Origin of the sequence: Mucilaginibacter sp. 3215 (assembly GCF_050433785.1) — a bacterium.
Lineage (GTDB): Bacteria > Bacteroidota > Bacteroidia > Sphingobacteriales > Sphingobacteriaceae > Mucilaginibacter.
In genome coordinates, this window is sequence record NZ_JBNPWO010000005.1 from 30,474 (window position 1) to 56,756 (window position 26,283).

Sequence of the window (26,283 nt, forward strand, 5' to 3'; positions counted from 1 at the left end):
CAGGCGTATTTTTAAAGCCGGCGCGCGGTGCCTGAGCGTTTTATCATTGTTAAAACTTGATTTATCAGATAACTTAACATGACTAATATATGAACCGCTATTGGTTATAACAAGCGTATATTTGTAGTGTTAGGGCATCAAAACATCGCTTTTCAAAAATCACGATGTGCTTCATTACCAAAACGAAAACTGTTGCCTGCAAGCTAAAAACTATAAAACCGATGCAAAGCGAACATTACAATACCGGGCTTAAAAAAAGCATTCTTTTTTTATTCGCCCTGCTATTTACAGCAAGCTTAACCGTAAACGCCCAAAATATCCGGGTGGCGGCAGCTGCTAACCTGCACCCGGCAATGGAGGTTTTACAAAAAGATTTTAAGCAAAAAACAGGAATTACTATTGATGTTGTTATAGGCTCATCGGGTAAGCTGGTAGCTCAGATCAGTAATGGAGCTCCGTTTGATGTGTTTCTATCGGCAGATATGGCCTTTCCCGAAACGCTTTTTAAAAATGGTTTTGCAAAGGAAAAACCGGTAGTGTATGCCTCGGGCAGCCTGATCATTTGCAGTACGCAAAACATTGGTTTTGAAAACTGGGAACGCCTGCTGCTTTCGGCAAGGATAAAAAAAATCGCCATAGCAAACCCGGCTATAGCACCTTATGGCAAAGCCGCCGAGCAATTGCTCGGGGATAAGGGGATTTTGGATGATGCCAAATCGAAGGCCGTTTATGGAGAAAGCATATCTCAGGTAAATACTTACATTACCACAGGCGTGGCCGATATCGGTTTCACTACCCAATCGCTGGTAAAGGAACTGGGAGATAAAACACCGCTGTTTTATACGGTCGTCGATCCCAAAACTTACGACCCCATACTGCAGGGCATGGTGATCCTGAAACACGGTGCGGCAAACCCTGCGGCCGGAAAATTTTACCGGTACATTTTAAGCCCGGCCGCTAAAAGTATTTTTAAAGCCTATGGTTATAGGGTACAATAATTTGTATTTTTATCGATGGACCTATCGCCCATATGGCTCACATTAAAATTAGCAGGCATCACCACGCTTTTGCTACTGCTTATCGGGCTGCCATTTGCCTGGTGGCTTTCAAGGGGAAGATCGTTTATCAAGATCATTTTCGAAGCAATTATTACTATGCCTTTGGTGTTGCCGCCATCGGTACTGGGCTTTTATCTGCTGCTGGCTTTTAGTCCGCAGCATGGTTTAGGGAAATGGCTGCATGACACTTTTGATGTGCAACTGGTTTTTTCCTTTCCGGGCTTGGTCCTGGCTTCGGTAATTTATAGTATGCCTTTTATGGTGGGTCCTGTAAAATCCGCTCTGCAGCAATTGCCGGTTTCATTAGCCGAAGCGTCATACACATTGGGTAAAACCGAATGGCAAACGTTCAGGTATGTACTGCTGCCCAACATCAAACCATCATTATTAACCGCCGCGGTTTTAACCTTTGCCCATACGCTGGGTGAGTTTGGTGTTGTGCTGATGATTGGCGGCAATATCCCTGGTATTACAAGGGTGGCATCCATCGCGGTGTACGATTCGGTAGAGAAGATGGACTATGCCTCGGCCAACAACTATTCGCTTATTTTATTTTCCATCACTTTTGTGTTGGTGATAGCTGTTTTTATGTTCAATAAATACCAGGCGAAAGGCCCCTTAGCATGATCAGCGTAGATATTGAAATAAAACTGAAAGCCTATCATGGCGGACAATTGCTGAAGATAAAACGGCAGTTTGTTTCCGGCAGCGTTACCAAAATTTGGGGGCCTTCGGGGTCCGGAAAAACCACATTGCTTAAAATAATAGCCGGTCTGTCAGCGCCACGAAAAGGGAAGGTCATAGCGGACGGAATTACCTGGTTTGATGATGAACAACTGATCAATTTATCGCCGCAAAAAAGGCATATCGGCTTCGTATTTCAAAACTATGCCCTGTTCCCGAACATGACGGTGCAGCAACACCTGGAGTATGCCAGCAATGATACCGACTGGATAAAGCGCCTGCTGCAATTGGGACAACTGGATAACTTTACCACTCACAAGCCCGATCACTTATCCGGCGGGCAACAACAGCGGCTGGCCATTTTGAGGGCATTGGCTACCAAACCCAAACTGCTTTTAATGGATGAACCGTTTTCGGCACTGGATAGCAAGATGAAAACTTTGCTGTTGGAAGAGCTTAAGCCGCTGATTAAGCAATTGGGGGCCACAACAATTATTGTAAGTCATAATTTGCAGGAGTTGGAAATATTTGATGGTGAGGTAATGAATTTTGAGGGATTGGTTTAACCCTTCATAAGCATTCCGCCGCCGCTCGGCTCCAGCCGGGTGTCAACTATTAAACGGCCTCTGGCCGCCGAAGTAGACATACTTAAGTTTATAGAAAAACTGGTGGTGTTTAAATCTTGATTATTTACTACTCTTATCTCCGTCAGATATTGACTTGATGAGGCTACCCCATGCCAGCGGGTTTAACAGCGGATTGGGTGTAAGCGAGTGCGAATTCAGGATGCTGGTGTGCATAGCCTGCGCATTGGCTGATTGTATTTCCTGGGCATCGCGGGGCAAAGTATTGTACAGGGCCGATAGGGTTGCCTTGCTGATATTCTTGCGGGCAATCTCCAAATCGTCATCAGCAAGTTTTATAGCCAGGAAATCTTTTTTAAACTCATCGGTAGTGGCCCATGGAAACACGTGAAATGTAGGCAGGTTGATGATCTGCGCTTTCAGGGATACCTGGGTAGTATAACTTTCATTTGGCAGATTGGATGGAATAACCACGGTAACCGGGGCATAGCCAACGCAGGTGAAGCGAAGGGTATCGCGCTCATGTACTACAAATGAAAAGTATCCCTTATAGTTTGATACGTTAATAATATTATGTGCCGAAGTATTGGTAATGGTTACATAAGGGATGGTGATCTTTACGCTATCGGCATTATGTGTAATACCGGTAAATTGCACAACGGGGCGATCTTTGCTTTGTGCAAAAGCGCCCATTGAAACAAATAACAGCAGTAAACCAAATAAATATTTCATAAAACCATTAACTACTTAGCTCAACATATATTACGCTGCGAGCGCCAAAATAGTTTTTAAACTTCATCAAAAATAAGTCATATCCCCCAATTGAACCGGGGATTTAACAAATCTTAACAACTACCTTAAATTTTCGGGAAGCACGGCATTGGGGTCATCAATGTCCGTTAGGTTTATGGCCTCAATGGCGGTAATTTCGGGCACAGCTTTTTTAATAGCCTGCTCAATACCTGCTTTAAGGGTCATGATACTCATTGGGCATGATCCGCATGAACCCAACAACTTTAATTTAACAACATTTTCAGGAGTTATCTCCTCAACAGAAACATTCCCCCCATCAGCCTCCAAATACGGACGGATAGTATCTAAAGCTGCTTCAACCTGATTTAATAAACTCATTTTTATTAATTTATAACGTTATGTAAAGTTATTAATTATTTACAATATTTTCTGCACTCAATGCTTTGGCATTTGATATGGCCACCTGCTGGGCAACACGCTCGGCCATTTTCACAAAAGCAGCGGTCATCGGGCCGTCTTCTTCAAGCACCGTTGGCTTACCGGCATCGCCCGAATCACTAATGCCTTTAATCAGCGGGATTTCGCCCAGGAACGGAACATCAAGCAGTGCCGCCAGTTTTTGTCCACCGCCTTTACCAAATATGTAATACTTGTTTTCGGGCAGTTCGGCAGGTGTAAAGTACGACATGTTTTCAACCACCCCCAGTATAGGCACATTAATAGCTGGCATCATAAACATACCAATACCTTTTTTAGCATCGGCAAGGGCTACATTTTGCGGCGTGGTAACAATTACAGCGCCTGTTACCGGGAAGCTTTGCGTTACCGTGATGTGAATATCGCCTGTACCCGGCGGCAGGTCTATCACCAGGTAATCCAGCTCACCCCAGTCGGCATCATTGAACAGTTGTTTTACAGCGGTAGATACCATCGGTCCGCGCCATGGCACCGGCTGATTAGGATCGGTAAAGAAACCTATCGACAGCAATTTAATGCCGTATTTTTCAATCGGCTCAATTCGGGTTTTGCCGTCAACCTGGCTGGCCATAGGGCGCGCTCCTTCCAGCCCAAACATAATGGGTACCGAAGGACCGTAAATATCGGCATCGATCATTCCCACCTTTGCACCAGATTTCGCCAGACCCAAAGCAAGGTTTGCCGCAACCGTTGATTTACCAACACCACCCTTGCCCGAAGCTACGGCAATGATATTTTTTACACCCGGAACCCCGGTATTTTTTTGAGTAGTTACGCGCGAGGTCATGTTGATATTGATAACGGCCTCTTTGCTTACAAAATGCAGGATAGCATTACGGCAGGCATTCTCGATCATGGCCTTAAGCGGGCAGGCCGGCGTAGTCAGGATCACCGAAAAGCTAACGTTGTTGCCATCAATATGAATATCCTGGATCATGTTGAGCGTTACCAGGTCTTTTTTCAGATCCGGCTCTTCAACGTTGCCCAGTGCCTGTAAAACTTGTTCTTTAGTAATTGTCATAATATGAGGCAAATTTATGAAAACAGGTGGTTGATTAAGTTTATCAGGAAACAATTTGCAAAAACAACCGTTTGCAGGGGATAAGATTTAGTTTAGTTTTGGATAAAATTAACAAATGAAGCGCCTTAATCCTAAATATATACGCATAGCCGCATACATTCTCGTTCCCTTAATTCTTATTCTGCTTATCGGCGGATATGTTGCCTACTCAAAACGTGGAGCCCTGCTCGAAAAAGCCATTGACAAAGCTAAATTAAAAGCAAAGAGGGATTATAATTTAGATGTAAAAATAGGATCGGCAAAGTTTACGGGCCTCAGCACCGTTTCATTCTCGGATATCAGCATCGTACCGGATGGCCGCGATAGTTTGCTGAACATCAAAAATTTTGTGGTAAGTGTACGGATAATGCCGCTGGTGCTTGGTGAGGTAAAACTATCAGATGTGGTATTGCAGGATGGCTTCATTAGCCTTGTTAATAAAAACGGGGTCAAGAATTTCGATTTTCTTTTCAAAAAGAAAAAGGACTCAACAGCCACCGATACCAAAGCCGATTTGAGCCATCTTGCCGATAACCTGATCAACCAGTTGCTTTATAAGATTCCGGATAACTTATCGCTCCATAATTTCAGGATCAGTTTTAAGAGCGACAGCGATCAGCTCAAACTTTTAGCGCAAACCGCCCAGATCAAAGACGGGCAGCTGAGCTCAACCATAAAAGTTAATGACGGGGAAGCCACCTGGCATTTCGCCGGCAAAATGCATCCGTCGGATAAGGATATCGACGTAATGCTTTATGCCGATGGCAAAAAAGTAGAGCTACCTATCATTGAAAAGAAATTTAACCTGAAGCTTAATTTTGATACTCTGCAAACCAAACTTACCGAGGAAGACCACAGCAGCGGTGAAACCAGGATCTCGGGTTCATGGTCGGTTAAAAACCTGCTTATTCGCCATCCGGGCATTTCGTCTACTGATATTGTACTCCCTGCAGCAGCAATTGATGCTGATGTTAAAGTTGGTACTAATTACATATCTATCGATAGTACTTCGCTTATCCATATAAAAAAGTTAACCGCGCACCCATACGTTAAGTACACGCTTAACCCGGTAAAAATTTATGAGCTGAAGCTCAATACCGGCTGGCTTAATGCGACCGATATTTTCGATTCATTCCCTACCGGGATGTTTGATGCCCTTGACGGGATCCAGGTTGCCGGCAAGCTGAATTACCACATGAATTTTTACATGGATTCTTCAAAGCCCGACGATTTGATATTTGACTCGGGCATGGATAAAGATAATTTCCGGATCCTGAAATTTGGACGTACCGATTTAACCAAGCTTAACAGCCCATTTGTATATACACCATATGAAAAGGGCAAACCAATGGCCCCACACCTGATAGGCCCCGAAAACCCAGAGTTTACACCGCTGCAGCAGATCTCACCCAATTTGAGAAACGCGGTAATGACGGCCGAAGATCCATCTTTTTACACCAACCATGGCTTTGTGATGGAAGCCATCCGCAAATCAATAGCTACCGATTTTAAAACAAAGAAGTACAAACGCGGCGGCAGCGGCATATCGCAGCAGTTGGTTAAAAACGCCTACCTGAGCCGGGAGAAAACCCTGTCGCGCAAAATAGAAGAGATTCTGATTGTATGGCTTATTGAAAATAACCGCATCATGACCAAAGACAGGATGCTGGAGGTTTACTTTAACATTATTGAATGGGGCCGTAATATTTACGGTATCGGCGAGGCTTCGCATTATTACTTTGGCAAATCGCCGTCTGAACTTAGTTTGGGAGAAAGTATTTACCTGGCCAGCATTGTCCCCTACCCTAAAGGCGGTTTATACGCTTTTCAGCCTGACGGTACCTTACGACCGGGACTGCATGGCTACTTTAACCTGATTGGTAAACTGATGGCTATGAAGGGTTATACCGCCCGGGATACCAATGCTTACGGATTTTACGAAGTGCGGTTAAGGGAAGGTCTGCGCCGCCAGATTGCCCCTGTTGATACTGCTACTGCTGATAGCCTTATGAAACAAGGCGGAGCAGATGACGATGGTATTTTGCCAGTTGTTGAAGAGCCTGTAAAAAGGCCTAACTTTTTCCAGCGCCTTTTTGGTAAAAAAGATACCACCGAAGAAAAAGCCGAGGAAAAATTGAAACAAAAAGAACAAACGATAAAGGAGCAGCTCAAAGCCCAGATAGAAGCACTGAAAGCCGAATATAAACTCAAGATTGACGCTGTGGATACCACCGGCGGCCGGACACGAAAAGAAGTACGGCAGGAAAAACGGCGGCTGAAGGACGAAGAACGGGAAAAGGAAAAAGAATTGAAAGATAAGATGCCATAACTGAGCGTAAACGAGACGCAAAAACGGACATTCTGCTTGGCAGAATGTCCGTTTTTGCGTCTTCCTTTTTGGAGCAAGTCTTGTGCGGCTGGCATGAGGGATGATGACTTGTGCTTTCTGGAAAAAGTTAAAATTAATATGATACCTCAACCTCCAATTGTATCGTCCTAAACAGTTTACAGATTAATTCATATCTAAATATATCCGCGCATATATAGTCTGAGGCTACCCTTCCCTCTCTTTTTTACTTAAAATTAATTGCGAAGTAAGCGTATCACAAAAAAAATCTCATCGCAACAGAAACGTTGCACAGGCTATTTAAACTAATTTTTGCCCTTTTTAACACTGTGATGCAAGCGTATTAAATTATACATAATACACTATAAATCAATTAATTATGAACATTTTTCTTGATTGATCCGTTTAAATTACTGTAGATTTGTAATGCCAATTTTAAGCTACGCATAAACCTGCTTCATGGAAAACAGTAACGGTCGGGCGTATTTACCCTGACCAATGCTTTGATATTCTTAAGCAACAGTTAAATATTGTTACAAATATTGAACTGTTGCATAGGGGCTTATGTGATATTTTTTTGAATATCAATCAACTAAATATACAACTCAATGAAAATCAATTACCAATTAAAGCGGTTCGCAGTCCTCACCCTGCTCTCCACCGCTGCTTTTTACTCTTGTAAAAAGAATGTGAACAACAACGAAGCACCCAATCAAAAAACAAGCGGCACCGTAGCACGGGCCGCTAACGAAGTAGTGAATGCCTGGGTTACTACTGCCGATCAATCAAAGCTTTTACAGGCACAAGCCAGCTTTAATTTTAGTGCCGATGCCGGTACTAATGCAACAACTATTACAGTAGACGAAAACCAAACCTACCAGGGAATAGACGGTTTCGGCTTTACTTTAACCGGGGGCAGTGCCGGACTACTTAACGGCCTTGGCGCCAACCAAACCAATGTGCTTAACGAGCTTTTCGGCACAGCTAACGGCCAAATCGGGATCAGCTATATCCGGATCAGCATCGGTGCCTCCGATCTTAGCTCAAGCGATTTCACCTACAACCAAACGGCCGGCGATTTTAACATGAACAACTTCAGTATCAGCGCCGAAAACCAGGACCTGCTACCGATTCTGAAAAAGATCATAGCCATAAATCCGTCTATCAAAATTATAGCCACTCCCTGGACAGCCCCTACCTGGATGAAGGTGAACACCACCGGCAACAACGGCTACACAGGCGGCAGCCTCAATACAGCAGCGGGTTATTATGACGCCTATGCCCGCTATTTTGTAAAATACCTGCAGGCCATGCAGGCACAGGGGATTACCATTGATGCCATTACCCCTCAAAATGAACCGCTTAACCCATACAACAACCCAAGTATGGTAATGCAGCCGGATGAGCAGGCCAATTTTATTAAAAACAACCTCGGCCCGCAAATCAGGGCGGCAGGCTTTCAAACCAAAATCATTGCCTATGACCACAATACCGACAGGATTGATTATCCCGAAACCGTGTTAGCTGATGGCGGCGCCAATCCCTATGTTGACGGATCAGCGTTTCACCTGTATGCGGGCAATATCAGCTCACTAACCGATGTGCACAACGCCTATCCAAATAAAAACGTCTATTTCACCGAGCAATGGGTTGGCGCACCAAGCAATTTTGGCGGCGATCTGTCATGGCATGTTAATACACTCATTATTGGCGCTACCCGCAACTGGAGCCGCAATGTTTTGGAATGGAACCTAGCTTCCGACCCAAACAACAATCCGCATACACCGGGCGGCTGCAGTACCTGTTTGGGAGGTATCACTGTTAGCGGTACTTCTATTACCCGAAATGTTGGTTATTACATTATCGGTCATGCATCGCGGTTTGTACGCCCGGGCGCTGTGCGGATTTCTTCCAATTTATCGGGCAGTATCCAAAACGTGGCCTTCAAAAATTCTGACGGCAGCAAAGTACTTATCGCCCTTAACAATGGCTCATCAAGCGTAAGCTTTAAAGTTAAATGGGGCGCGGAATCTTTTACTTACACTTTAGCGGCGGGCGCTGTAGCAACCTTTAAATGGACCGGCACCCAAAGTTCAGCATCAGGCCCGCCCATAGGTTCAATAATTACTTTTAAAGGCTTTAATAACCTGTACGTAAGCAGCGAAAACGGCACGCAGGCCATGAATTGCAACCGGTCTACCGCCTCAGCATGGGAACAATTTACCGTGGTTGATGCCGGTGGGGGCAAAATAGCCTTGATGGCCATGAATAAATATGTATCGTCAGAAAACGGGACACAGGCCATAACCTGCAACCGCACAACCTTTGGCGACTGGGAAAAATTTGACTGGATCCCCACAACCGATGGTAAGGTTACCCTCCGCGGCAACAACGGCAAATTTATATCCAGCGAGAACGGTACACAACCCATGACCTGTACCCGTGCAACAGCATCAGGTTGGGAAGCTTTTGGTATAAACCAATAACTACTTACAAAACCAATCAATTATTTACCAATACTATCATTATGAAACAACTTTTAAATTTTGCGAAGTGTGCCGCTACTGCATCGGCATTCATGCTTTTAATTTCGTCCTGCAGCAAGGACCTGAACAAAACCTCACCTACCATTAAAACAGCCGATGAAACGGCAGGATCAACAACCACGCCAAGGGCAGGCACACTGCTATGGAGCGACGAGTTTAACGGCACCAGTGTTAACACCAACAACTGGAACATTGATAACGGCAACCCCAATGTCAATAATGAAAAAGAATATTACCAGTCGGCAAACGCCACGGTGTCAGGCGGTTTCCTTACCATTACTGCCCGCAAGCAATCCGTTGGAGGCCAGCCTTATACATCGGCCAAACTGACTACAGCAGGTAAATTCCAGCCAACCTATGGTCGTATTGAGGCAAGCATTAAGCTGCCGGCAGTACAAGGTACATGGCCCGCCTTCTGGATGCTGGGCGCAAACATCGGTACTGTAAACTGGCCGCAATGCGGCGAAATTGACATTATGGAGCAGGTAAACACCTCCAGTACTATTTTAGGTACCATGCACTGGTACAATAACGGCGGCCACGTACAATATGGAGGCAGCACTACCACCACGCCAACAGGTTTCCATACCTACGCGGTTGAGTGGGATACCAATTCTATTCGCTGGTATGTGGATAATACGCTGTATGTAACCGGTAATATTGCCAATAATATCAACAATACCGGCGCATTTCATAATCCGTTCTTTATTATCCTTAACCTGGCCATCGGCGGCGATTTGCCCGGTAATACCATTAACGATGGCGCTTTACCCTGCAACATGGTGGTTGATTACGTAAGGGTTTATGACCTGTCGGGCAGCAGCACAAACCCTCCTATTGGTCAAACTATCACTTTAAAAGGTTTTAATAACCAATATGTTAGCAGCGAAAATGGCACACAAGCCATGAATTGTAACCGTGCTACTGCATCAGCATGGGAGCAATTTACTGTAGTTGATGCCGGGGGCGGTAAAGTTGCTCTTCAGGCGATGGGTAAATACGTATCAAGCGAAAACGGTACACAAGCCATTACCTGTAACCGTACTACTATAGGCGACTGGGAAAAATTTGACTGGGTGCCTACCACCGATGGTAAAATTACATTCAGGGGCAACAACGGCAAGTTTATTTCCAGCGAAAATGGTACGCAACCTATGACCTGTAACCGTGCAACGGCATCGGGCTGGGAAGCTTTTGGCGTAAACCAATAATTTAAAATGATATATTTAGCCTGCTCTTTTTAAAAGGGCAGGCTTACTTGCTATATAAACCTGCCATGAAAAAATTTACCGGCTTTTGCTTTCTGTGGTTAATAATAGGCCTGCGTACATTATATGCCCAATCGGGCAGAAACAAATTGGAGTTTAATCTTACCGATGGCTATCAGAAAGAGAATTTTCACTGGTCGATAGCCGGCAATAGCAATGGTCAAAGCCCCAATGTTTTTTCGGAACTGAAATGGACAAAGCTGAGCGGGCAAAGCATTGCTGCTTCTTTACAATATAATGTATATCAACGATTTAACATTTATGCAGATTACGCCCGGCAGTTTATCACCTCGGGCTCGGTAAATGATTCGGACTATAGCACCGATAACCGTACCGGTAATACCTATAATGAAACATTTGATGCTGGCAAGGGGAGCACACAGGGTTGGGCGCTTGGTGCAGGTTACAAATTAGTTGATAATGAACAATTTAGCTTTATACCTTACGCAGGATACAGCGATAACCGGCAATCCCTTTATTTATATGGTAGTGGTAACCGCTTTCCGAACTTGAACAGCAGCTACCAAACTAAATGGAAAGGCGTATTCATCAAAGCCCTTGCATCTTTAAAACTCACTGAAAAGCTGAAGGTTAATGCCGATATCACCTACAACCAGGTAGGTTATAATGCCCGGGGCAACTGGAACCTCATCACCACTTTTCAGCACCCGGTTAGCTACCGGCACCATGCTAATGGATATGGGTTAAATATGAGCGGCGCGTTGGCGTATTCAATCACAAATCACGTAGCTATCCAGGCTGGTAGTGGATACCTGCACTGGCAAACAGGTAATGGTACCGATGAACTTTATCTCAACAGCGGCGAGGTGGATAAAACACAGATGAACGGGGCGTACAGGACTGGCTTTAGGGTATTTGGGGGCTTGAAGATTTCATTTTAATTATTTCAAAATCACCTGCGTTCGGTACTGCATTAATCAATAACTATCTATATTACAGATAATTAATATCATACGCAGCTGTCTCCCCCCGGTTTATATCGCCGGCGCAGCTATAGATCGCCGAAAAGGTTCCACGTGGCACATTGGTGCAATTACGGGCATGAATTAAATATTTATTTTTCTTTTTGTAAGACTGGTATTTATCATTTAAATGGCATCGGTGGTGGCGATGAATGAACTAAACAAATTAGATCTTCATCACGTTACTACAATTATAATATTAACTTAATTAACTCATTATCAAATATTTAATTATTACCATTCTTCTTATCAGCAGCTTCCTTAGCAGCTTTTTCCTTCTGCTTCTGAGCTTCTTTGGCTGCTTTTTCTTTATCTTCTTGAATTTTTTCCTGCGCTTTGCGGATGCTGTCCTGCCTTTGTTGTTCGCGTTTCTTCTTCTTGTTAAAGAAACCTCTCAGCAAAAAGTTATGCTGGGCTGCGGTCAAATCTTCATTAAGCGTGTTAGTGGTTTTATGAACGGTTTTGATGGTAGTACGAGCCTGTTTAACGGTACCTTCCAGGTCGCGCGCCATTTTATCGCTGTTCAACAAACGGCCAATACTGCCCTGTCCATTATTAATCTTGGCGACTATGCCGGTTAAATTTTCAGTTAATGATTCGGCGTTATCGGCCACACGGGTAAGTTTATTAATGATCTTGTCCACATCAACCGGGTTTATCGAACTTAAACGGCCGCCGTCTTCAATCTCCTCGTGGCTTACAATGCCGCCGGGTGCAATTACTACCAGCTTATCCCCCATCAAACCATCGCTGCCAATACTGAGCTTCGAGTCTTTCTTGATAAACTTTTTAACGCTTTTATTCAGTGTAAGGTCAACCCGTACCGAGCTATCGGTTACGATATTAATAGATTGTACCACTCCCACGTTAATACCTGCAAAACGTACATTGTTGCCCACCTGCAAACCGCTTACATTTTTAAACCGTCCATAAACATGAAAGGTAGAATTGAACAGGCTTTTTTGGTTGCCTATTAAAAATACAGCTACCAACAGCACTGCCAATCCTAAAAAGGTGAACAGGCCTATTTTTATTTTTTGAGAAGACGTGGTTTTCATGCTGATACGTTAAAAAATGATCTGACCATTTCGTTATCTGATTTTTCGAGCTCTTTGTACGAGCCCTCGGCTATATATTTACCATCATCCATTACCAGGATCCGGTCGGCCGTAATGCGGGCACATTCCATGTCGTGGGTAATAATGACAGATGATATCTCATACTTCCTTTGCAGCCGGTTAATCAGTTCACTGATCTCGCGGGATGTTATAGGATCAAGCCCGGTAGTGGGCTCATCATACAACATAATTTCGGGGTTAACGATCAGTGTACGGGCCAGTCCTACCCTTTTACGCATCCCGCCCGACAGATCTGACGGCATTTTATCTATGGCATCAAGCAAACCAACGGCATCCAGTACACCTTCAACCTTTTTATTAATTTCTTTCTGGTCTTTCAGCTTCAATACCCTGGTAAGCGGAAACTCCAGGTTATCCCTTACCGTCATGGAATCATACAATGCACCGCCCTGAAAAAGGAAGCCTATCTTTATCCTAAGCTGTTTAAGCTCATCATCATCCATGGTGGTAATGTCTTCACCAAATACTTCCAGGCTGCCGCCATCGGGCTGTAACATGCCTACAACGCACTGAATAGTAACCGATTTTCCCTGCCCTGATTTCCCCAGTACAACGATATTTTCACCCTTTTTTAAATCAAAACTGATATCCTTAAGCACCTGCTTTTTACCAAAGGATTTTTTGATCCCCTTAGCACGGATCACCACTTCTTCTTTTTGAGTTGATGGTTCCTTTTCGGCTTCGGTATGATGGTTTGTTTCTTTCATCTCATTTATAAAATAACAAACTGGTGATCTGAACGGCTATCGCATCAATAATAAAAATCCACAAAGAGGCCGTTACCACTGCCGAGTTTGCAGCAATGCCTACGCTTTCAGTGCCTTTATCCGAGTGATAACCTTTATAACATCCCACAAAACCAACCGCAAACCCAAAAAGCACCGTTTTGGCAACAGCAGGCAGCAGATCCGAAAAATCAAGCGAGGCTATGCATTTATTGAAATAAAGGGAAAAACTTATACTATCGGTAAAATTGAGCGCCAGGAAACCACCAAAAAGCCCAATAGCATCGCCTATAACGGTTAACAGCGGAATCATAAAGCTGGTTGCCAGGATGCGCGTTACCACCAGGTATTGAACCGGGTTTGCACCCGATACTTCCATGGCATCAATCTGTTCGGTAACTTTCATACTGCCCAGCTCGGCGCCAATACTTGAAGCTATTTTGCCTGCACATATGATAGCGGTGATCACGGGCCCTATTTCCCGTACCAGTGATACCGAAAGGGTTTTAGGCAGCATACTTTCGGCACCAAGCTCAACCAGCGACGGCCTGAGCTGCAAAATAAGCACCAGCCCCATAATGAAAGAGGTAATACCCACCAGCATCATAGACCGATAGCCTATTTCGTAGCATTGCCTTACAAACTCCGACCATTCAAAGCCGCCGGTAAATATATTGCGGAAAAAACGCGTGAAGAACAATACATAGTCACCCATGCCTTCCAGCCATTTCCTCCATCCGCTTAGTTCCTGCTGTGCTTCCATCAGTGAATCTTAAATTATAGTAAACAACAACAAAGCAATGCTCAATTGTTTTTGAACTTTCAATAATATTCACTTTATGGATTCAGGTAAGTACTGATTATGACATCGGTACGTCAATGATCAGGAAACGGGAGGGCTCTTCGGTTATAATTGTAAGTGAACTTGTATCATAAACGCCCAGCGCATCTTTTTTGTTTAAAACCTGGCTGTTTATTTTAGCTGCTCCATCCAACACAAACACGTAAGCGCCATTGCCTTTGGTTTTAATATCATAATTTATTGTTTGCCCCGCCTCAAACTCACCCATCGAAAACGTGGCATCCTGGTTTATCCAAAGCGTGTTTTCACTTTTTTCTGGTGAGATCAGCGTAGTGAGCTCATTCAATTTAAAACGGTCTTTAAAACTCATCTGATCGTAACGGGGTTGGATATTTCTTTCTTTAGGAAAAAGCCAGATCTGCAGTGTATTTGCTTCCTCTTTATGGGATGCATTATACTCTGAATGATATATGCCAGTACCGGCCGACATAACCTGCACTTCCCCCGCATTTACCACACCGGCATTGCCCATACTATCTTTATGCTGTAACCCTCCTTTTAAAGGAATGGTGATAATTTCCATATTATCATGCGGATGGCTTCCAAAACCGCGGCCTGCTGCAATAATATCATCATTCAAAACGCGCAGCGCTCCGAAATTCATTTTTTCGGGATTATAATAAGATGCAAAACTGAAGGAAAAATTGGCCTTTAACCAGCCTATATCGTTATGTCCCCGTTCTGATTCGGGATAAAATATTGTTTTCATGTTACTATATAATTATATGTTTAAACACACAATATTTATTCCACAATTTAATTATGTGTAATTTTGCAAAAAATCAATAAGTAATGGCAAAAAAAGCTGTTATTGCAGGCTCAAGCGGACTTATTGGCAGTCACCTCCTGCAAATTTTATTGGAACAAGCCTATTATGATGAAGTATTGATCCTGGTAAGAAAAAAACTACCACTACAGCATCATAAATTAAAACAGCTTGTTATCGACTTTGAACAGCCCGAAACATATAAAAACGAGCTGAATGGCCACGCTTTATTCTGCTGCTTAGGGTCGACAAAGAAGAAAACACCTGATTTGGCTGTCTATCGCAGGATAGATCATGATTACCCGTTATTACTGGCACAATTGGCTAAGCAAAACGGGCTTGAACAATATCATTTGGTATCCTCCATTGGAGCCGATATAAATGGTGTTAACTTCTATACCAAAACTAAAGGGGAAACCGAGGCCGATATAACAGCTACGGGTATCCCCGCTATTCATATTTACAGGCCATCTTTTTTAGCCGGCGACAGGCAGGAAAGCCGACCAATGGAAAAGTTTTTAAACGGCTTAATGAAAGTTATAAATCCATTGCTTTTTGGAAGCTGGAAAAAATACCAAAGCATTGATGCCTCAACCGTTGCCATGGCCATGTATCTACAATCAACAAAACAAACGACTGGTGTATTTATATACGAGTCGGATAAAATAAAACAACTATCGTGAGTACTTATCTTTCTGCCGAGAACCTTGGCCATCAATTTCATGACAACTGGTTATTTAAAAATGTAACCATAGGTATTAACCGCGGCCGTAAGGTTGCGCTTGTAGGCGTTAATGGTGCCGGCAAATCTACCCTTCTAAAAATATTGGGCGGTACTATAAAACCTACCGAAGGCAAAGTAGTGCAAGCCCGCGACCTTAATATGGGTTACCTGGAGCAGGACCCTAACTTTAAAAACGCGGTTACCATCAGCGATTATATTTTTCATGCCGATGATGTACAGCAGCAGCTCATCCGCAGATATGAGGAATTGATGGAGAATGATCCTGAAAATACCAAAGCCATTGAAAAGGTAATGGAAGAGATGAGCGAGTTTGATGCCTGGGAGTATGAGTACAAAATCAAAACTATTTTAGGCCGGTTAGATATACATCATCTAAATCAGCATATCACTACCCTATCGGGTGGGCAAAAGAAACGCTTGGCTTTAGCCAAGCTGCTTATTGAAGATCCGGAAGTTTATATACTGGATGAGCCTACCAACCACCTGGATATTGATACTATAGAATGGCTAGAGAAATTACTCACTGAAGGCAATAAAACCATATTGATGGTTACGCACGACAGGTACTTCCTGGATAACGTATGTAATGAGATATTGGAGATTGATAGGGGCAAAATTCAACCGTACAATGGCAGCTACGGCTATTACCTTGAAAAGAAAGCCGAGCGTGAAGCAGCAGACGAAGCGGCATTTCAGAAAAACTCCAACCTGTTGAGGAAAGAGCTGGAATGGATGCGCCGCCAGCCCCAGGCACGTGGTACTAAGTCTAAAGCACGTATTGATGCTTATTACGACCTGGAAGAAAAAACAAAGAATGGCGGGATCCGTGACAAAGTCGAGCTGAGCGTTAAAACAGCGCGCCAGGGTAATAAGATCATGGAAATGGATCACCTGTATAAATCATTCAACGGTAACACTTATATCAATAATTTCAGTTATATATTTAAAAAGGGCGACAGAATTGGTTTGGCCGGGAAAAATGGCAGCGGTAAATCTACCCTGTTAAATATCATTACCGGTGCCTTACAACCAGATAAAGGAACTGTAGTTAAAGGAGAAACCACAGTAATAGGCTATTTCCACCAGGCAGGGATTACTTTTAAGGAAGATGAGCGTGTAATTGATATTGTAAAAAACGTAGCAGAATTTATTACCATGGCCGACGGTAAAACTATTTCGGCTTCCGCATTACTTACGTTGTTCCTCTTCCCTCCTGCCAAGCAGTATGGATTTATATCAAAACTAAGCGGTGGTGAAAAGAAACGCCTGCAACTGATGAGCATCCTAATGAAGAATCCTAACTTCCTGATACTGGATGAGCCTACCAATGATCTGGATATCGATACCTTAAACGTATTGGAAGAATTTTTAACCAACTACGGAGGTGTATTGATGATGGTATCGCACGACAGGTATTTGTTAGATAAGCTAACCGACCAGCTTTTCATTATGGAAGAAAAGGGCCATGTACGCATCTTTAATGGTAATTACTCGTCATACAGACTTGAACTGGAAGAAGCAAAACAACAAGCAAAAAAACCCGCTACTGTAGCCCAAACAACTGCTCCAGCGGCTAAAAAAAGTAAGTTAAGCTATAAAGAAGCCAAAGAATTAGAAAACATTGAAGGCGAGATCAACGCCATTGAGACAAATATAAAAGATAAAAACGAACAACTGAACGCTTCAGGTATTGATCCTAAAAAGCTTGATGAAATACTAAAGCAAATAGAGGTTTTAAACAAGCAACTGGACGATAAAAGCGCCCGTTGGATGGAATTAACCGAGCTAAACGAAGGATAATGAAGGCATCGGATATTATAGCATCAATAGGAGTAATTATACTTTTAATAGCATTTCTGTTAAATTTAACTAAGAAGTTACCTACCGAAAGCAAGCTTTACAGCCTTTTAAACCTTATTGGCGCAGGCACCTGTTGCTATGCATCATATATGGTAAACTTCTACCCTTTTGTGGTGTTAGAGGGCGTTTGGGGGTTTGTAGCTTTAATATCATTATTCAGGGTTCCACGTGGAACATCTGTTTAATTGAGGTAATTTTGCAGTTAAGTCTGAAATTCTAAACAGTAAGTTGAAAGTACCAACGAGAAAATCAACGTAAATAAAATTAAAGTTCCACGTGGAACAAACTTGAATTGAAGTACCATTAAGTCAACATAAGACTTAAAACCTGTGACTCAAGACTTACCAAAAGTGGAACAAGGAGGATAAAATGTTTAAGAAATATAATGTAATAGTGGTGGGTGCCGGGCACGCAGGCTGTGAAGCTGCGGCTGCCGCTGCTAATTTGGGTTCATCAGTTTTACTGATAACCATGAATATGGGTACCATTGCACAGATGAGTTGTAACCCTGCCATGGGTGGTGTTGCTAAGGGACAAATAGTGCGGGAGATAGATGCTTTGGGTGGATATTCGGGCATTATAACTGATAAAACATCTATCCAGTTCCGGATGCTTAATCAATCAAAAGGCCCCGCGATGTGGAGCCCGCGTGCTCAAAGCGACCGTATGCGGTTTGCCGAAGAGTGGCGTTTATCATTAGAACGCACCCCTAACGTTGACTTCTGGCAGGACACTGTCACCTCTCTCCTGGTAAAAAACAATAACGTTACAGGTGTACGCACTTCTATAGGCATAGAAATTGAAGCAGATGCTGTAGTATTAACTAACGGAACCTTCCTGAATGGTGTGATCCATATAGGCGAAAAAAGATTTGGCGGAGGCCGTACAGGTGAAAAAGCAGCTACAGGTTTAACCGAGCAATTGGTTGAATTAGGCTTTGAAGCAGGCCGCATGAAGACCGGTACCCCACCCCGCGTGGATGGCCGAAGCCTTAACTACAGCTTGATGGAAGAACAGTGGGGCGACACAGTAAGAGGCAAATTTTCCTTTACCGATGTACCGTTTATAGAAGAACAGCGTTGCTGCTGGATTACCTATACCAATACCGATGTACACGAAACATTGAAAGAAGGCTTTGAAAGATCACCCATGTTTACTGGTCGGATCAAAGGTTTAGGTCCACGTTATTGCCCTTCAATTGAAGATAAGATCAACCGCTTTGCCGAGCGCGATCGCCATCAGATTTTTGTTGAACCGGAAGGTTTAAATACTGTCGAGATCTATGTAAATGGTTTCTCTACCTCGCTACCCGAGGATGTACAATACAAAGCGCTCACCAAAATACCGGGCTTTGAGAACGCAAAAATGTTCAGGCCGGGTTATGCTATTGAGTACGATTTCTTCCCTCCTACACAATTAGGTTTAACCTTAGAAACTAAACAGATCAGCAACCTGTACTTCGCCGGCCAGATCAATGGCACTACCGGTTATGAAGAGGCAGCCTCACAAGGCTTCATTGCGGGCATCAATGCGCATCAAAAAATTAATGATAAACATGAATTGATCCTGAAAAGAGCAGAATCATACATTGGTGTTTTGATAGACGATTTGGTAACCAAAGGTACCGAGGAGCCATACAGAATGTTTACTTCAAGAGCCGAACATCGGTTGTTATTGCGCCAGGATAATGCAGATATCAGGCTCTCTCCTATGGGTCATGAATTAGGATTGATCAGCGATGAGCGTTTGGAAAAAGTAAATCAAAAGATAAAAAACTCTGATGATATTGTGGCTTATACCAAAAGTAAGTCCATCGATCCATCAACAGTTAACAGCCTGATGGAAGAGTTAGGTACCAGTCCGCTTGCACAAAGCACCAAACTATTCAATTTGTTGAGCCGCCCACAGGTAACCTTCAATGATCTTAAAACTGCCGACGCTCCTTTAGCCGAATTACTTTCGGCCTATGATAAAGAAACTATTGAGCAGGCTGAAATAAAAATCAAATATGAGAGTTATTTCATCAAGGAAATGGAGATAGTTGACCGGATGAAAAAAATGGAAGACCGCGAGATCAATCCAAATTTTGATTATCACACTTTGGTATCGCTCTCCAAAGAAGCACGCGAAAAATTGATGAGGATAAAACCACGCACTTTAGGCCAAGCTTCCCGAATATCAGGCGTTTCACCTTCTGATATTTCAGTTTTGATGGTTCATGTATCGAGATAAAACGTAAATACCTGATAATTAATTAATTATAAAAAGTCCTTTAAAATCAATTATTTTCATTTTTTAATAGTACTTCTCATAAAAACATAAAAATCGCTTATATCGCCTAAAAACTATGTTAAACACAAAAACGGCTATTTTTTACAAAAATTCAATACTGATTTTTATTGTTTTATTCATTTTTGGATGCGCAGCCCAACAACCACCGCAAGGAGGCCCGCGCGACCAGACCCCGCCAAAATTGGTGAAGGCAATTCCAGGAAATAAAACCCGGAATTTTGCTGCGAAACAAATCGACCTGGAATTTGACGAATTCATCAAACTCACTAACGCTTACCAGGAAATCAGCATGAGCCCGGCCATGGAAAAGCAACCCGAGTATTCATCAAACAAAAGGAAACTAAAAATTGAGTTTAAGGACAGCCTTCAAAAAAATACTACCTACGTTATCAACTTTGGAAAGTCAATACAAGATGTAAATGAAAGTAACATCCTTAAAAATTTCACTTATGTTTTCTCGACAGGTAACCATATCGACTCCCTGAGCATTACTGGTTCAGTAACTAATACCCTCACCCAGGAAAAAGAGAAAGATGTACTGGTATTTATTTTCCCGGTGAAGCAGGACACACTCTTCGGGAAAAAGAAGCCGTCTATTTTTGCCCTCACCGATTCGTCAGGAAATTTCGCTTTGAATAATTTAAGGGAAGATGACTATCGCATCTATGCCTTAAAAGAAGCAAGCCCCGATAAAATTTTTAACCGCGATGAAGAGCTGATCGCTTTCCTGAAAAAACCAATTCATCTCCGGGCCGATACTTCGAACGTCCAATTAAACTTATTCAAGCAAGATCCTGAAAAATTCAGGGTATCCGAAAAACGCTTTGATACTGATGGTAAGCTATTATTGGTATTTAACAAAGGGCTAACACAGCCGGCCATTAAAGTGATTTATCCTGCCAATGTGGATGATAGAAAACAGGTATCGTTTTCACGTACAAAAGATACAGCATCTGTTTATCTGCGTAATATGAACTTTGACTCCCTGCGTGTGGCCATTTTTGACAAGGGCAAGCCTATAGATACCATCTATCAGCTTAAACGTAAAAATGAAAGCTTTACACGTGTTGTAACAACAAGCTATAACATGGGTAATGACAGTAAATTAAAACCCGGCGGCAATTTGGTGATCACGGCAAGCATCCCTATCGAAAACTTCGACCAATCGCAAATTACCCTAAACGAAGATTCTGTAGCTACAAGTGATTACACCATCCAAAAAGATACAGGCAACTATAAACTGCTAAATTTAAAATACCGATGGCGGGAAACCAGTAAATATGAGCTGATACTCAATGAAGGTGCATTGACGGATATTTACGGTGATAAAAACAAACGCCTGTCTAAAAAATTCCAGATCAATAAGCTGGATAATTATAGCCAGCTCACGGTAAAACTAACTGTGCCCGATACCGCCAAAGCCTATGTGGTTGAGTTATTAAGTGAAGACAAAAAATTAATTCAAAGCGACCCTATTACCAAAAATACCTCATTGGTATATAAAGGGATCCTGGCCGCTAAATACTATGTTAGGATCATTTACGACGAAAATAAAAACGGCAAATGGGATAGCGGTAATGTAAAGTTGAAGCGACAGCCCGAAAACATCTGGCTAAATGAAAAACTCATCACCCTGAGGCCAAACTGGGAAGCGGAGGAGCCAGTTACTATTCCAAAGGAAAAGGTTACTCCTTAAACCAGCCCGAATACATGATATAATTTTGAGGCAGTTGCTTCAACATAGCCCTTTGCTCATCAGTAAGGGGCTTTATTTTTTTTGCGGGGATACCGGCATATAGATATCCAGATTCGCATATGGTGTTTTCCAGCACTACAGCGCCTGCAGCAATGATCACAAACTCGTTTACAACCGCATGATCCATTACAATAGCGCCCATGCCTACCAAAGTATGATCGTGCAAAGTACAGCCGTGTACAAGCGCGTTATGCCCAATAGAAACATTATTGCCAATATTAGTCGCCGCTTTTAAGTAAGTAGCGTGGATCACAGCACCATCCTGGATATTGGTGTTATTACCAATTTTTATATAATGTACGTCCCCACGGATAACGGCATTAAACCACACCGAACAATTATCGCCCATAACCACATCCCCTACTATAGTACAGTTTTCGGCAATAAAACAATCCTTACCCCAAACAGGGCTTTTATCTTTTACAGGCAGAATTACAGGCATATCTTTAATTAGTGAATAATTGATTTAGTGGATTAGTGATTTGAATAATTTTATTTATGTTTGATTATAAATAAGCGAAAATAGCTCAGTCGGTAGAGCGTCAGTTTCCCAAACTGAAGGCCGCGGGTTCGAATCCCGTTTTTCGCTCAAACTTCTCTTTCTATTTTTATTTTTTTCAGCGCGACTTGTGCTTCATCCGGGTAAGTTTCGATATTTTTAAATATACTATCAAAGTTTTCATTATTCTCTTCCCGAAATTTATTGTAATAGAAATTTACCAGCTTTTCTTTCTTATCAGCAAGTTCTTTATCCGACCCAACAAACAAACTTCTCAAAATATAAAGAACAAAATCTGTATTGAAGAAATAATAAACAATAAGAAGAATAAACGCAATAATATTGAAGCCCAACCCATTAACAGACCAGCCTGAATCCAGATGATATATCTTGGCATTAATAACTACGGCACTAAAATTAATTATATCTACAAGAGATAATCCCAATAAAATCAGAACACCATATTTTCCTTTTATTGGTGAATAAAATTTCAAGCCAACCATAATAGCATAAAGCAAAAAAGCCAAATAATTATTGATGGTAAGCAAAAACGTATTGCTTATCCCTTGATAAATAGTAATCAAGGCACTTATACCAAAAAGGATCAAAAAAGAAATATCAACTATTTTATTAGGCTTAAGCATGCCTAAATATAAAAGAGATTCTTCAAATCTAAAACACCGTATCCTGCACCTGCTCAGCATGCTCAGGATAATCAGTAGTATAATGTAATCCCCTGCTTTCTTTACGCAACATAGCCGATTTTACGACAATAAATGATACCTGAATCAGGTTACGTAACTCGCAAAGTTTAACCGATAGCTTAGTTTTCTTATAGAAATCTTCAGTCTCTTCGTATAATAATTTTAACCTGCGTAAGGCCCTATCCAGCCTGAAATCCGAACGAACGATACCTACGTAGTCATTCATCAGCTTCTGCATTTCGCGTACGTTGTGGGTAACCAGGATGTCTTCGTTTGACAGCTGCACGCCCTTCTCATCCCAATCCGGGATATTATCGGGTATTACATTATTTTCGAAATTCCTAATTGCGTCCTCGTAGATCCTATGTGCAAAAACCAACGCCTCCAATAAAGAATTTGAAGCCAGGCGATTAGCACCATGCAGGCCGGTTGATGAGCATTCGCCGCAGGCATACAGTCTTAATATAGACGATTGCCCAACATGATCAACCATTATACCGCCGCACATATAATGACAAGCCGGCGCAACGGGAATCATATCCTTGGTCATATCGATACCAATCTCCAGGCATTTAGCATAAATATTAGGAAAATGGTTCAGGATATCTTTCTTGCTTCGGTGCCTTACATCTAAATAAACAAAGTCTTCGCCCGATTTTTTGATCTCGGCATCAATAGCCCTTGCCGTTATATCACGGGGTGCCAAAGATTTACGTTCGTCATACTCGTGCATAAATTCCTCGCCGTTAGTGCGCTTTAATACGCCGCCAAAACCGCGTACAGCTTCAGATATGAGAAAAGAAGGATACTCGCCAGGATTATACAAAGCTGTTGGATGGAATTGCATGAACTCCATATTACGTACTTTACCTTTAGCACGATAAACCATAGCAATACCATCACCGGTGGCAATGGTTGGATTTGTGGTAACCGCGTAAATATGCCCGGCACCACCGGCAGCCATTACCGTAACTTTAGATAAGATCTTCTCTACAATCTTTGTCTCGGTATTAAAAGCGTAAATCCCGAAACAGGTAATATCAGTACTTGATTTACCTACCAACTCGCCCAAATGGTGCTGCGTAATTAAATCAACCGCAAAATAATGCGTAAGTATCTCAATATTAGGGTTTTTATGAATTTCCTCTAAAAGCGAACGCTCTATCTCCCAGCCAGTTACATCTTTATAATGTAACACGCGAAACTCGGAGTGTCCTCCCTCTTTTGCCAGGTCGTAAACACCTTCATTGGTCTTGTCGAAATTGGTTCCGTAATCAATAATTTCATTGATGCGCTCGGGCCCTTCTTTAACAACGGCTTCAACAACTTCGCGGTCGCAAAGCCCGTCTCCACTTATTAATGTATCCTGGATATGCTTTTCAAAAGAATCTTCTTTTTTATCCACAACCACCGCAACGCCCCCCTGGGCATATTTGGTGTTGGATTCGTCTTCGTTCGACTTTGTAACTATCAGTACCTTACCATGCTTCGCGGCCTTGAGCGCAAAACTTAATCCGGCTATCCCTGAACCCACTACAAGGAAATCAACATTTCGGGTCATATTTTAGATGAATGTGTGTAAAAGTAGTACTAATGTTAATAACAGCTGTATAACCTGTTAAGTTTATGTAAACAAAAAGTGAAAAATAGTTTACAGTGTGTATAACTCCCTTTCTCAGGTCGAATATCAATATTTTTTGAGCGACTTTTACGACGCTTTAGTCATAAAGCTAACATTTTGTCAACCCTGAAAATATCAACATAAAACTTTTTCAAATAAAAATTGATTGTCATACCTATCTAAAAATCAGCATGCTTTTTGGTGGATAAATGTTTATAAGTGTTAATAAATTGTGAAAACTAACTTTTAAAACAAAAATTACTCCGACTTTTGCACATTACCAACACCCTAATAAACAATAGTTCTTTTTAATTTAAAAATTAGTTGTTATTAATTGAATTGTGGAAATGAATACCTTCGAAGAAATAAATCTGAAAGGATACGTGGATGAAGAAATTGATCCGACGCTTGATCTTTTCGCGGAAATTGAAAAATTAAAAAAGCAAAAAAATGCGGTGATCCTGGCGCACTATTACCAGGATGGTGATATCCAGGACATTGCCGACTACATTGGCGATAGTTTGGGATTATCCCAGCAAGCCGCCAAAACGGATGCCGATATCATTGTTTTTGCAGGTGTACATTTCATGGCCGAAACTGCCAAGATCCTGTCGCCAACCAAGAAGGTTTTACTGCCGGATATGAAGGCAGGTTGTTCATTAGCAGATAGTTGTCCGCCGCACTTGTTTAAAAAGTTTAAGGAAAACTATCCCGATCACCTGGTGATCACTTATGTAAACTGTACGGCCGAATTGAAAGCTTTAACCGACATTGTTTGTACTTCAAGCAACGCCGTGCAGATTGTGGAGAGCTTACCGAAAGATCAAAAGATCATTTTCGGCCCTGATAAAAACCTTGGCGCGTATGTAGCCAAAAAAACCGGCCGCGACCTGGTATTGTGGAATGGGGCCTGTATGGTTCATGAGATATTTTCGAGAGAAAAGATCACCAAACTGAAAGAACGTCACCCAGGTGCAAAGTTGTTGGCACATCCTGAATGTGAAGACGTTATATTGGAAATGGCCGATTATGTTGGTTCAACGACCGGAATTTTAAAATATGCCGGTAGCCACCAGGACAAGGAATTTATAGTAGCGACAGAATCGGGCATTTTACACCAGATGCAGAAGGAAAACCCGGATAAAATATTTATTCCGGCACCACCAAATAATAACTGCGCATGTAACGATTGCCCGCACATGAAGCGTAATACCCTGGAAAAGTTATACCTGTGTTTGAAAAATGAAACGCCTGAGGTAACTGTACCACAGCATATCATTGAAAAAGCGGTAAAACCGATTGAGCGCATGCTTGAGATTTCGGCACAGCTGGGATTATAGTTCTTTGAGACTACACCGATTACGGGTTGATTTCACCGATTTTTTGATCGGTTGGATGGCCTTGATCAGGAAGTTATAAACTGGGGAATTGTGGAAAACCGGGAGGAATAAAATTGAAGGTATTTTTAGTGTAAAAGTGCCTTATTGCTTGTAAAAAGGCTAAAAATCGTAAAAAATTTTTCCGCCAAAGGCGGATATAATGTGTAAAGGTAGC

23 protein-coding genes and 1 tRNA gene are annotated in these 26,283 nt (G+C 42.3%); 14 read left to right on the plus strand and 10 right to left on the minus strand.

Annotated elements, in window-relative coordinates; all coding sequences use genetic code 11:
- Positions 1 to 221 precede the first annotated feature (221 nt).
- Genes modA through ABIC84_RS10870 form a run of 3 tightly spaced genes read left to right on the plus strand, consistent with a single transcriptional unit; the run spans position 222 to position 2,308 of the window.
- Positions 222 to 998 (plus strand): molybdate ABC transporter substrate-binding protein, encoded by a 777-nt coding sequence (gene modA, locus ABIC84_RS10860; RefSeq protein WP_426583228.1) that lies wholly within the window; start codon positions 222 to 224, stop codon positions 996 to 998.
- A gap of 15 nt (positions 999 to 1,013) precedes the next feature.
- Positions 1,014 to 1,685 (plus strand): molybdate ABC transporter permease subunit, encoded by a 672-nt coding sequence (gene modB, locus ABIC84_RS10865; RefSeq protein WP_426583230.1) that lies wholly within the window; start codon positions 1,014 to 1,016, stop codon positions 1,683 to 1,685.
- Complete coding sequence (locus tag ABIC84_RS10870; RefSeq protein WP_429263576.1) at positions 1,682 to 2,308, plus strand: ATP-binding cassette domain-containing protein; 627 nt, start codon at positions 1,682 to 1,684, stop codon at positions 2,306 to 2,308. The genes modB and ABIC84_RS10870 overlap by 4 nt, the downstream gene beginning before the upstream one ends.
- 120 nt (positions 2,309 to 2,428) lie before the next feature.
- Here the strand turns inward: ABIC84_RS10870 and ABIC84_RS10875 are convergent, their stop codons facing one another.
- The 3 genes from ABIC84_RS10875 to ABIC84_RS10885 all read right to left on the minus strand — a co-directional run bounded on the left by ABIC84_RS10875 (position 2,429) and on the right by ABIC84_RS10885 (position 4,577).
- Positions 2,429 to 3,058 carry a hypothetical protein gene (locus tag ABIC84_RS10875; RefSeq protein ID WP_091174856.1) on the minus strand — a complete coding sequence of 210 codons (630 nt, stop codon included), beginning with the start codon at positions 3,056 to 3,058 and terminating at the stop codon, positions 2,429 to 2,431.
- Positions 3,059 to 3,178: 120 nt separating this feature from the next.
- Complete coding sequence (locus tag ABIC84_RS10880) at positions 3,179 to 3,457, minus strand: NifU family protein (protein WP_090532767.1); 279 nt, start codon at positions 3,455 to 3,457, stop codon at positions 3,179 to 3,181.
- A 31-nt stretch (positions 3,458 to 3,488) separates the two neighbouring features.
- Positions 3,489 to 4,577: an Mrp/NBP35 family ATP-binding protein gene (locus tag ABIC84_RS10885; RefSeq protein WP_429263577.1), complete on the minus strand. Its 1,089-nt coding sequence runs from the start codon at positions 4,575 to 4,577 to the stop codon at positions 3,489 to 3,491.
- 115 nt (positions 4,578 to 4,692) lie between these two features.
- Here ABIC84_RS10885 and ABIC84_RS10890 point away from each other — a divergent pair, with 115 nt between their 5' ends.
- The 4 genes from ABIC84_RS10890 to ABIC84_RS10905 all read left to right on the plus strand — a co-directional run bounded on the left by ABIC84_RS10890 (position 4,693) and on the right by ABIC84_RS10905 (position 11,679).
- A complete protein-coding gene (locus tag ABIC84_RS10890) occupies positions 4,693 to 6,945 on the plus strand; it encodes a transglycosylase domain-containing protein (protein WP_429263578.1) in 2,253 nt (750 codons plus the stop codon).
- A 626-nt stretch (positions 6,946 to 7,571) separates the two neighbouring features.
- The gene (locus ABIC84_RS10895; protein ID WP_429263579.1) at positions 7,572 to 9,449 is read left to right on the plus strand and encodes a glycoside hydrolase family 30 beta sandwich domain-containing protein; all 1,878 of its coding nucleotides are present in this window, start codon (positions 7,572 to 7,574) and stop codon (positions 9,447 to 9,449) included.
- A 41-nt stretch (positions 9,450 to 9,490) separates the two neighbouring features.
- A complete protein-coding gene (locus tag ABIC84_RS10900; protein ID WP_429263580.1) occupies positions 9,491 to 10,720 on the plus strand; it encodes a family 16 glycosylhydrolase in 1,230 nt (409 codons plus the stop codon).
- A 65-nt stretch (positions 10,721 to 10,785) separates the two neighbouring features.
- A complete protein-coding gene (locus ABIC84_RS10905; protein WP_429263581.1) occupies positions 10,786 to 11,679 on the plus strand; it encodes a hypothetical protein in 894 nt (297 codons plus the stop codon).
- Positions 11,680 to 11,987: 308 nt separating this feature from the next.
- Here ABIC84_RS10905 and ABIC84_RS10910 read toward each other — a convergent pair whose 3' ends face one another.
- From ABIC84_RS10910 to ABIC84_RS10925, 4 genes are all read right to left on the minus strand, one after another.
- Complete coding sequence (locus tag ABIC84_RS10910) at positions 11,988 to 12,818, minus strand: MlaD family protein (RefSeq protein WP_426583247.1); 831 nt, start codon at positions 12,816 to 12,818, stop codon at positions 11,988 to 11,990.
- Positions 12,815 to 13,606 carry an ABC transporter ATP-binding protein gene (locus ABIC84_RS10915; RefSeq protein WP_426583249.1) on the minus strand — a complete coding sequence of 264 codons (792 nt, stop codon included), beginning with the start codon at positions 13,604 to 13,606 and terminating at the stop codon, positions 12,815 to 12,817. The genes ABIC84_RS10910 and ABIC84_RS10915 overlap by 4 nt, the downstream gene beginning before the upstream one ends.
- A 1-nt stretch (position 13,607) precedes the next feature.
- Entirely contained in the window at positions 13,608 to 14,387 is a 780-nt protein-coding gene (locus ABIC84_RS10920; protein WP_426583251.1) for an MlaE family ABC transporter permease, read from the minus strand.
- 97 nt (positions 14,388 to 14,484) lie between these two features.
- Positions 14,485 to 15,195 carry a pirin family protein gene (locus tag ABIC84_RS10925; RefSeq protein ID WP_429263582.1) on the minus strand — a complete coding sequence of 237 codons (711 nt, stop codon included), beginning with the start codon at positions 15,193 to 15,195 and terminating at the stop codon, positions 14,485 to 14,487.
- A gap of 83 nt (positions 15,196 to 15,278) precedes the next feature.
- Between ABIC84_RS10925 and ABIC84_RS10930 the strand changes: the two genes are divergently transcribed.
- The 5 genes from ABIC84_RS10930 to ABIC84_RS10950 all read left to right on the plus strand — a co-directional run bounded on the left by ABIC84_RS10930 (position 15,279) and on the right by ABIC84_RS10950 (position 21,845).
- Positions 15,279 to 15,935 carry an oxidoreductase gene (locus ABIC84_RS10930; RefSeq protein WP_426583255.1) on the plus strand — a complete coding sequence of 219 codons (657 nt, stop codon included), beginning with the start codon at positions 15,279 to 15,281 and terminating at the stop codon, positions 15,933 to 15,935.
- Positions 15,932 to 17,797 carry an ABC-F family ATP-binding cassette domain-containing protein gene (locus ABIC84_RS10935; RefSeq protein WP_429263583.1) on the plus strand — a complete coding sequence of 622 codons (1,866 nt, stop codon included), beginning with the start codon at positions 15,932 to 15,934 and terminating at the stop codon, positions 17,795 to 17,797. Before ABIC84_RS10930 ends, ABIC84_RS10935 begins: the two co-directional genes overlap by 4 nt.
- Positions 17,797 to 18,042: a CBU_0592 family membrane protein gene (locus ABIC84_RS10940; protein ID WP_208102383.1), complete on the plus strand. Its 246-nt coding sequence runs from the start codon at positions 17,797 to 17,799 to the stop codon at positions 18,040 to 18,042. Before ABIC84_RS10935 ends, ABIC84_RS10940 begins: the two co-directional genes overlap by 1 nt.
- A 184-nt stretch (positions 18,043 to 18,226) precedes the next feature.
- Positions 18,227 to 20,089: a tRNA uridine-5-carboxymethylaminomethyl(34) synthesis enzyme MnmG gene (gene mnmG / locus ABIC84_RS10945; RefSeq protein WP_426583260.1), complete on the plus strand. Its 1,863-nt coding sequence runs from the start codon at positions 18,227 to 18,229 to the stop codon at positions 20,087 to 20,089.
- Positions 20,090 to 20,204: 115 nt separating this feature from the next.
- A complete protein-coding gene (locus tag ABIC84_RS10950; RefSeq protein ID WP_429263584.1) occupies positions 20,205 to 21,845 on the plus strand; it encodes an Ig-like domain-containing protein in 1,641 nt (546 codons plus the stop codon).
- On the opposite strand, the gene ABIC84_RS10955 is transcribed toward ABIC84_RS10950, so the two are convergent.
- Positions 21,835 to 22,347 carry a gamma carbonic anhydrase family protein gene (locus tag ABIC84_RS10955; RefSeq protein ID WP_429263585.1) on the minus strand — a complete coding sequence of 171 codons (513 nt, stop codon included), beginning with the start codon at positions 22,345 to 22,347 and terminating at the stop codon, positions 21,835 to 21,837. The two genes, ABIC84_RS10950 and ABIC84_RS10955, sit on opposite strands and share 11 nt — an antisense overlap.
- Before the next feature lie 74 nt (positions 22,348 to 22,421).
- On the opposite strand from ABIC84_RS10955, the gene ABIC84_RS10960 reads away from it, so the two are divergent.
- Positions 22,422 to 22,494: transfer RNA gene (locus ABIC84_RS10960), tRNA-Gly, on the plus strand.
- Here ABIC84_RS10960 and ABIC84_RS10965 read toward each other — a convergent pair.
- Both ABIC84_RS10965 and nadB read right to left on the minus strand, forming a co-directional pair.
- A complete protein-coding gene (locus ABIC84_RS10965) occupies positions 22,494 to 23,048 on the minus strand; it encodes a hypothetical protein (RefSeq protein ID WP_429263586.1) in 555 nt (184 codons plus the stop codon). The two genes, ABIC84_RS10960 and ABIC84_RS10965, sit on opposite strands and share 1 nt — an antisense overlap.
- Before the next feature lie 28 nt (positions 23,049 to 23,076).
- Positions 23,077 to 24,669 carry an L-aspartate oxidase gene (nadB, locus tag ABIC84_RS10970; RefSeq protein WP_429263587.1) on the minus strand — a complete coding sequence of 531 codons (1,593 nt, stop codon included), beginning with the start codon at positions 24,667 to 24,669 and terminating at the stop codon, positions 23,077 to 23,079.
- 407 nt (positions 24,670 to 25,076) lie between these two features.
- On the opposite strand from nadB, the gene nadA reads away from it, so the two are divergent.
- Positions 25,077 to 26,069 (plus strand): quinolinate synthase NadA, encoded by a 993-nt coding sequence (nadA, locus tag ABIC84_RS10975; RefSeq protein WP_090532733.1) that lies wholly within the window; start codon positions 25,077 to 25,079, stop codon positions 26,067 to 26,069.
- Positions 26,070 to 26,283 lie beyond the last annotated feature (214 nt).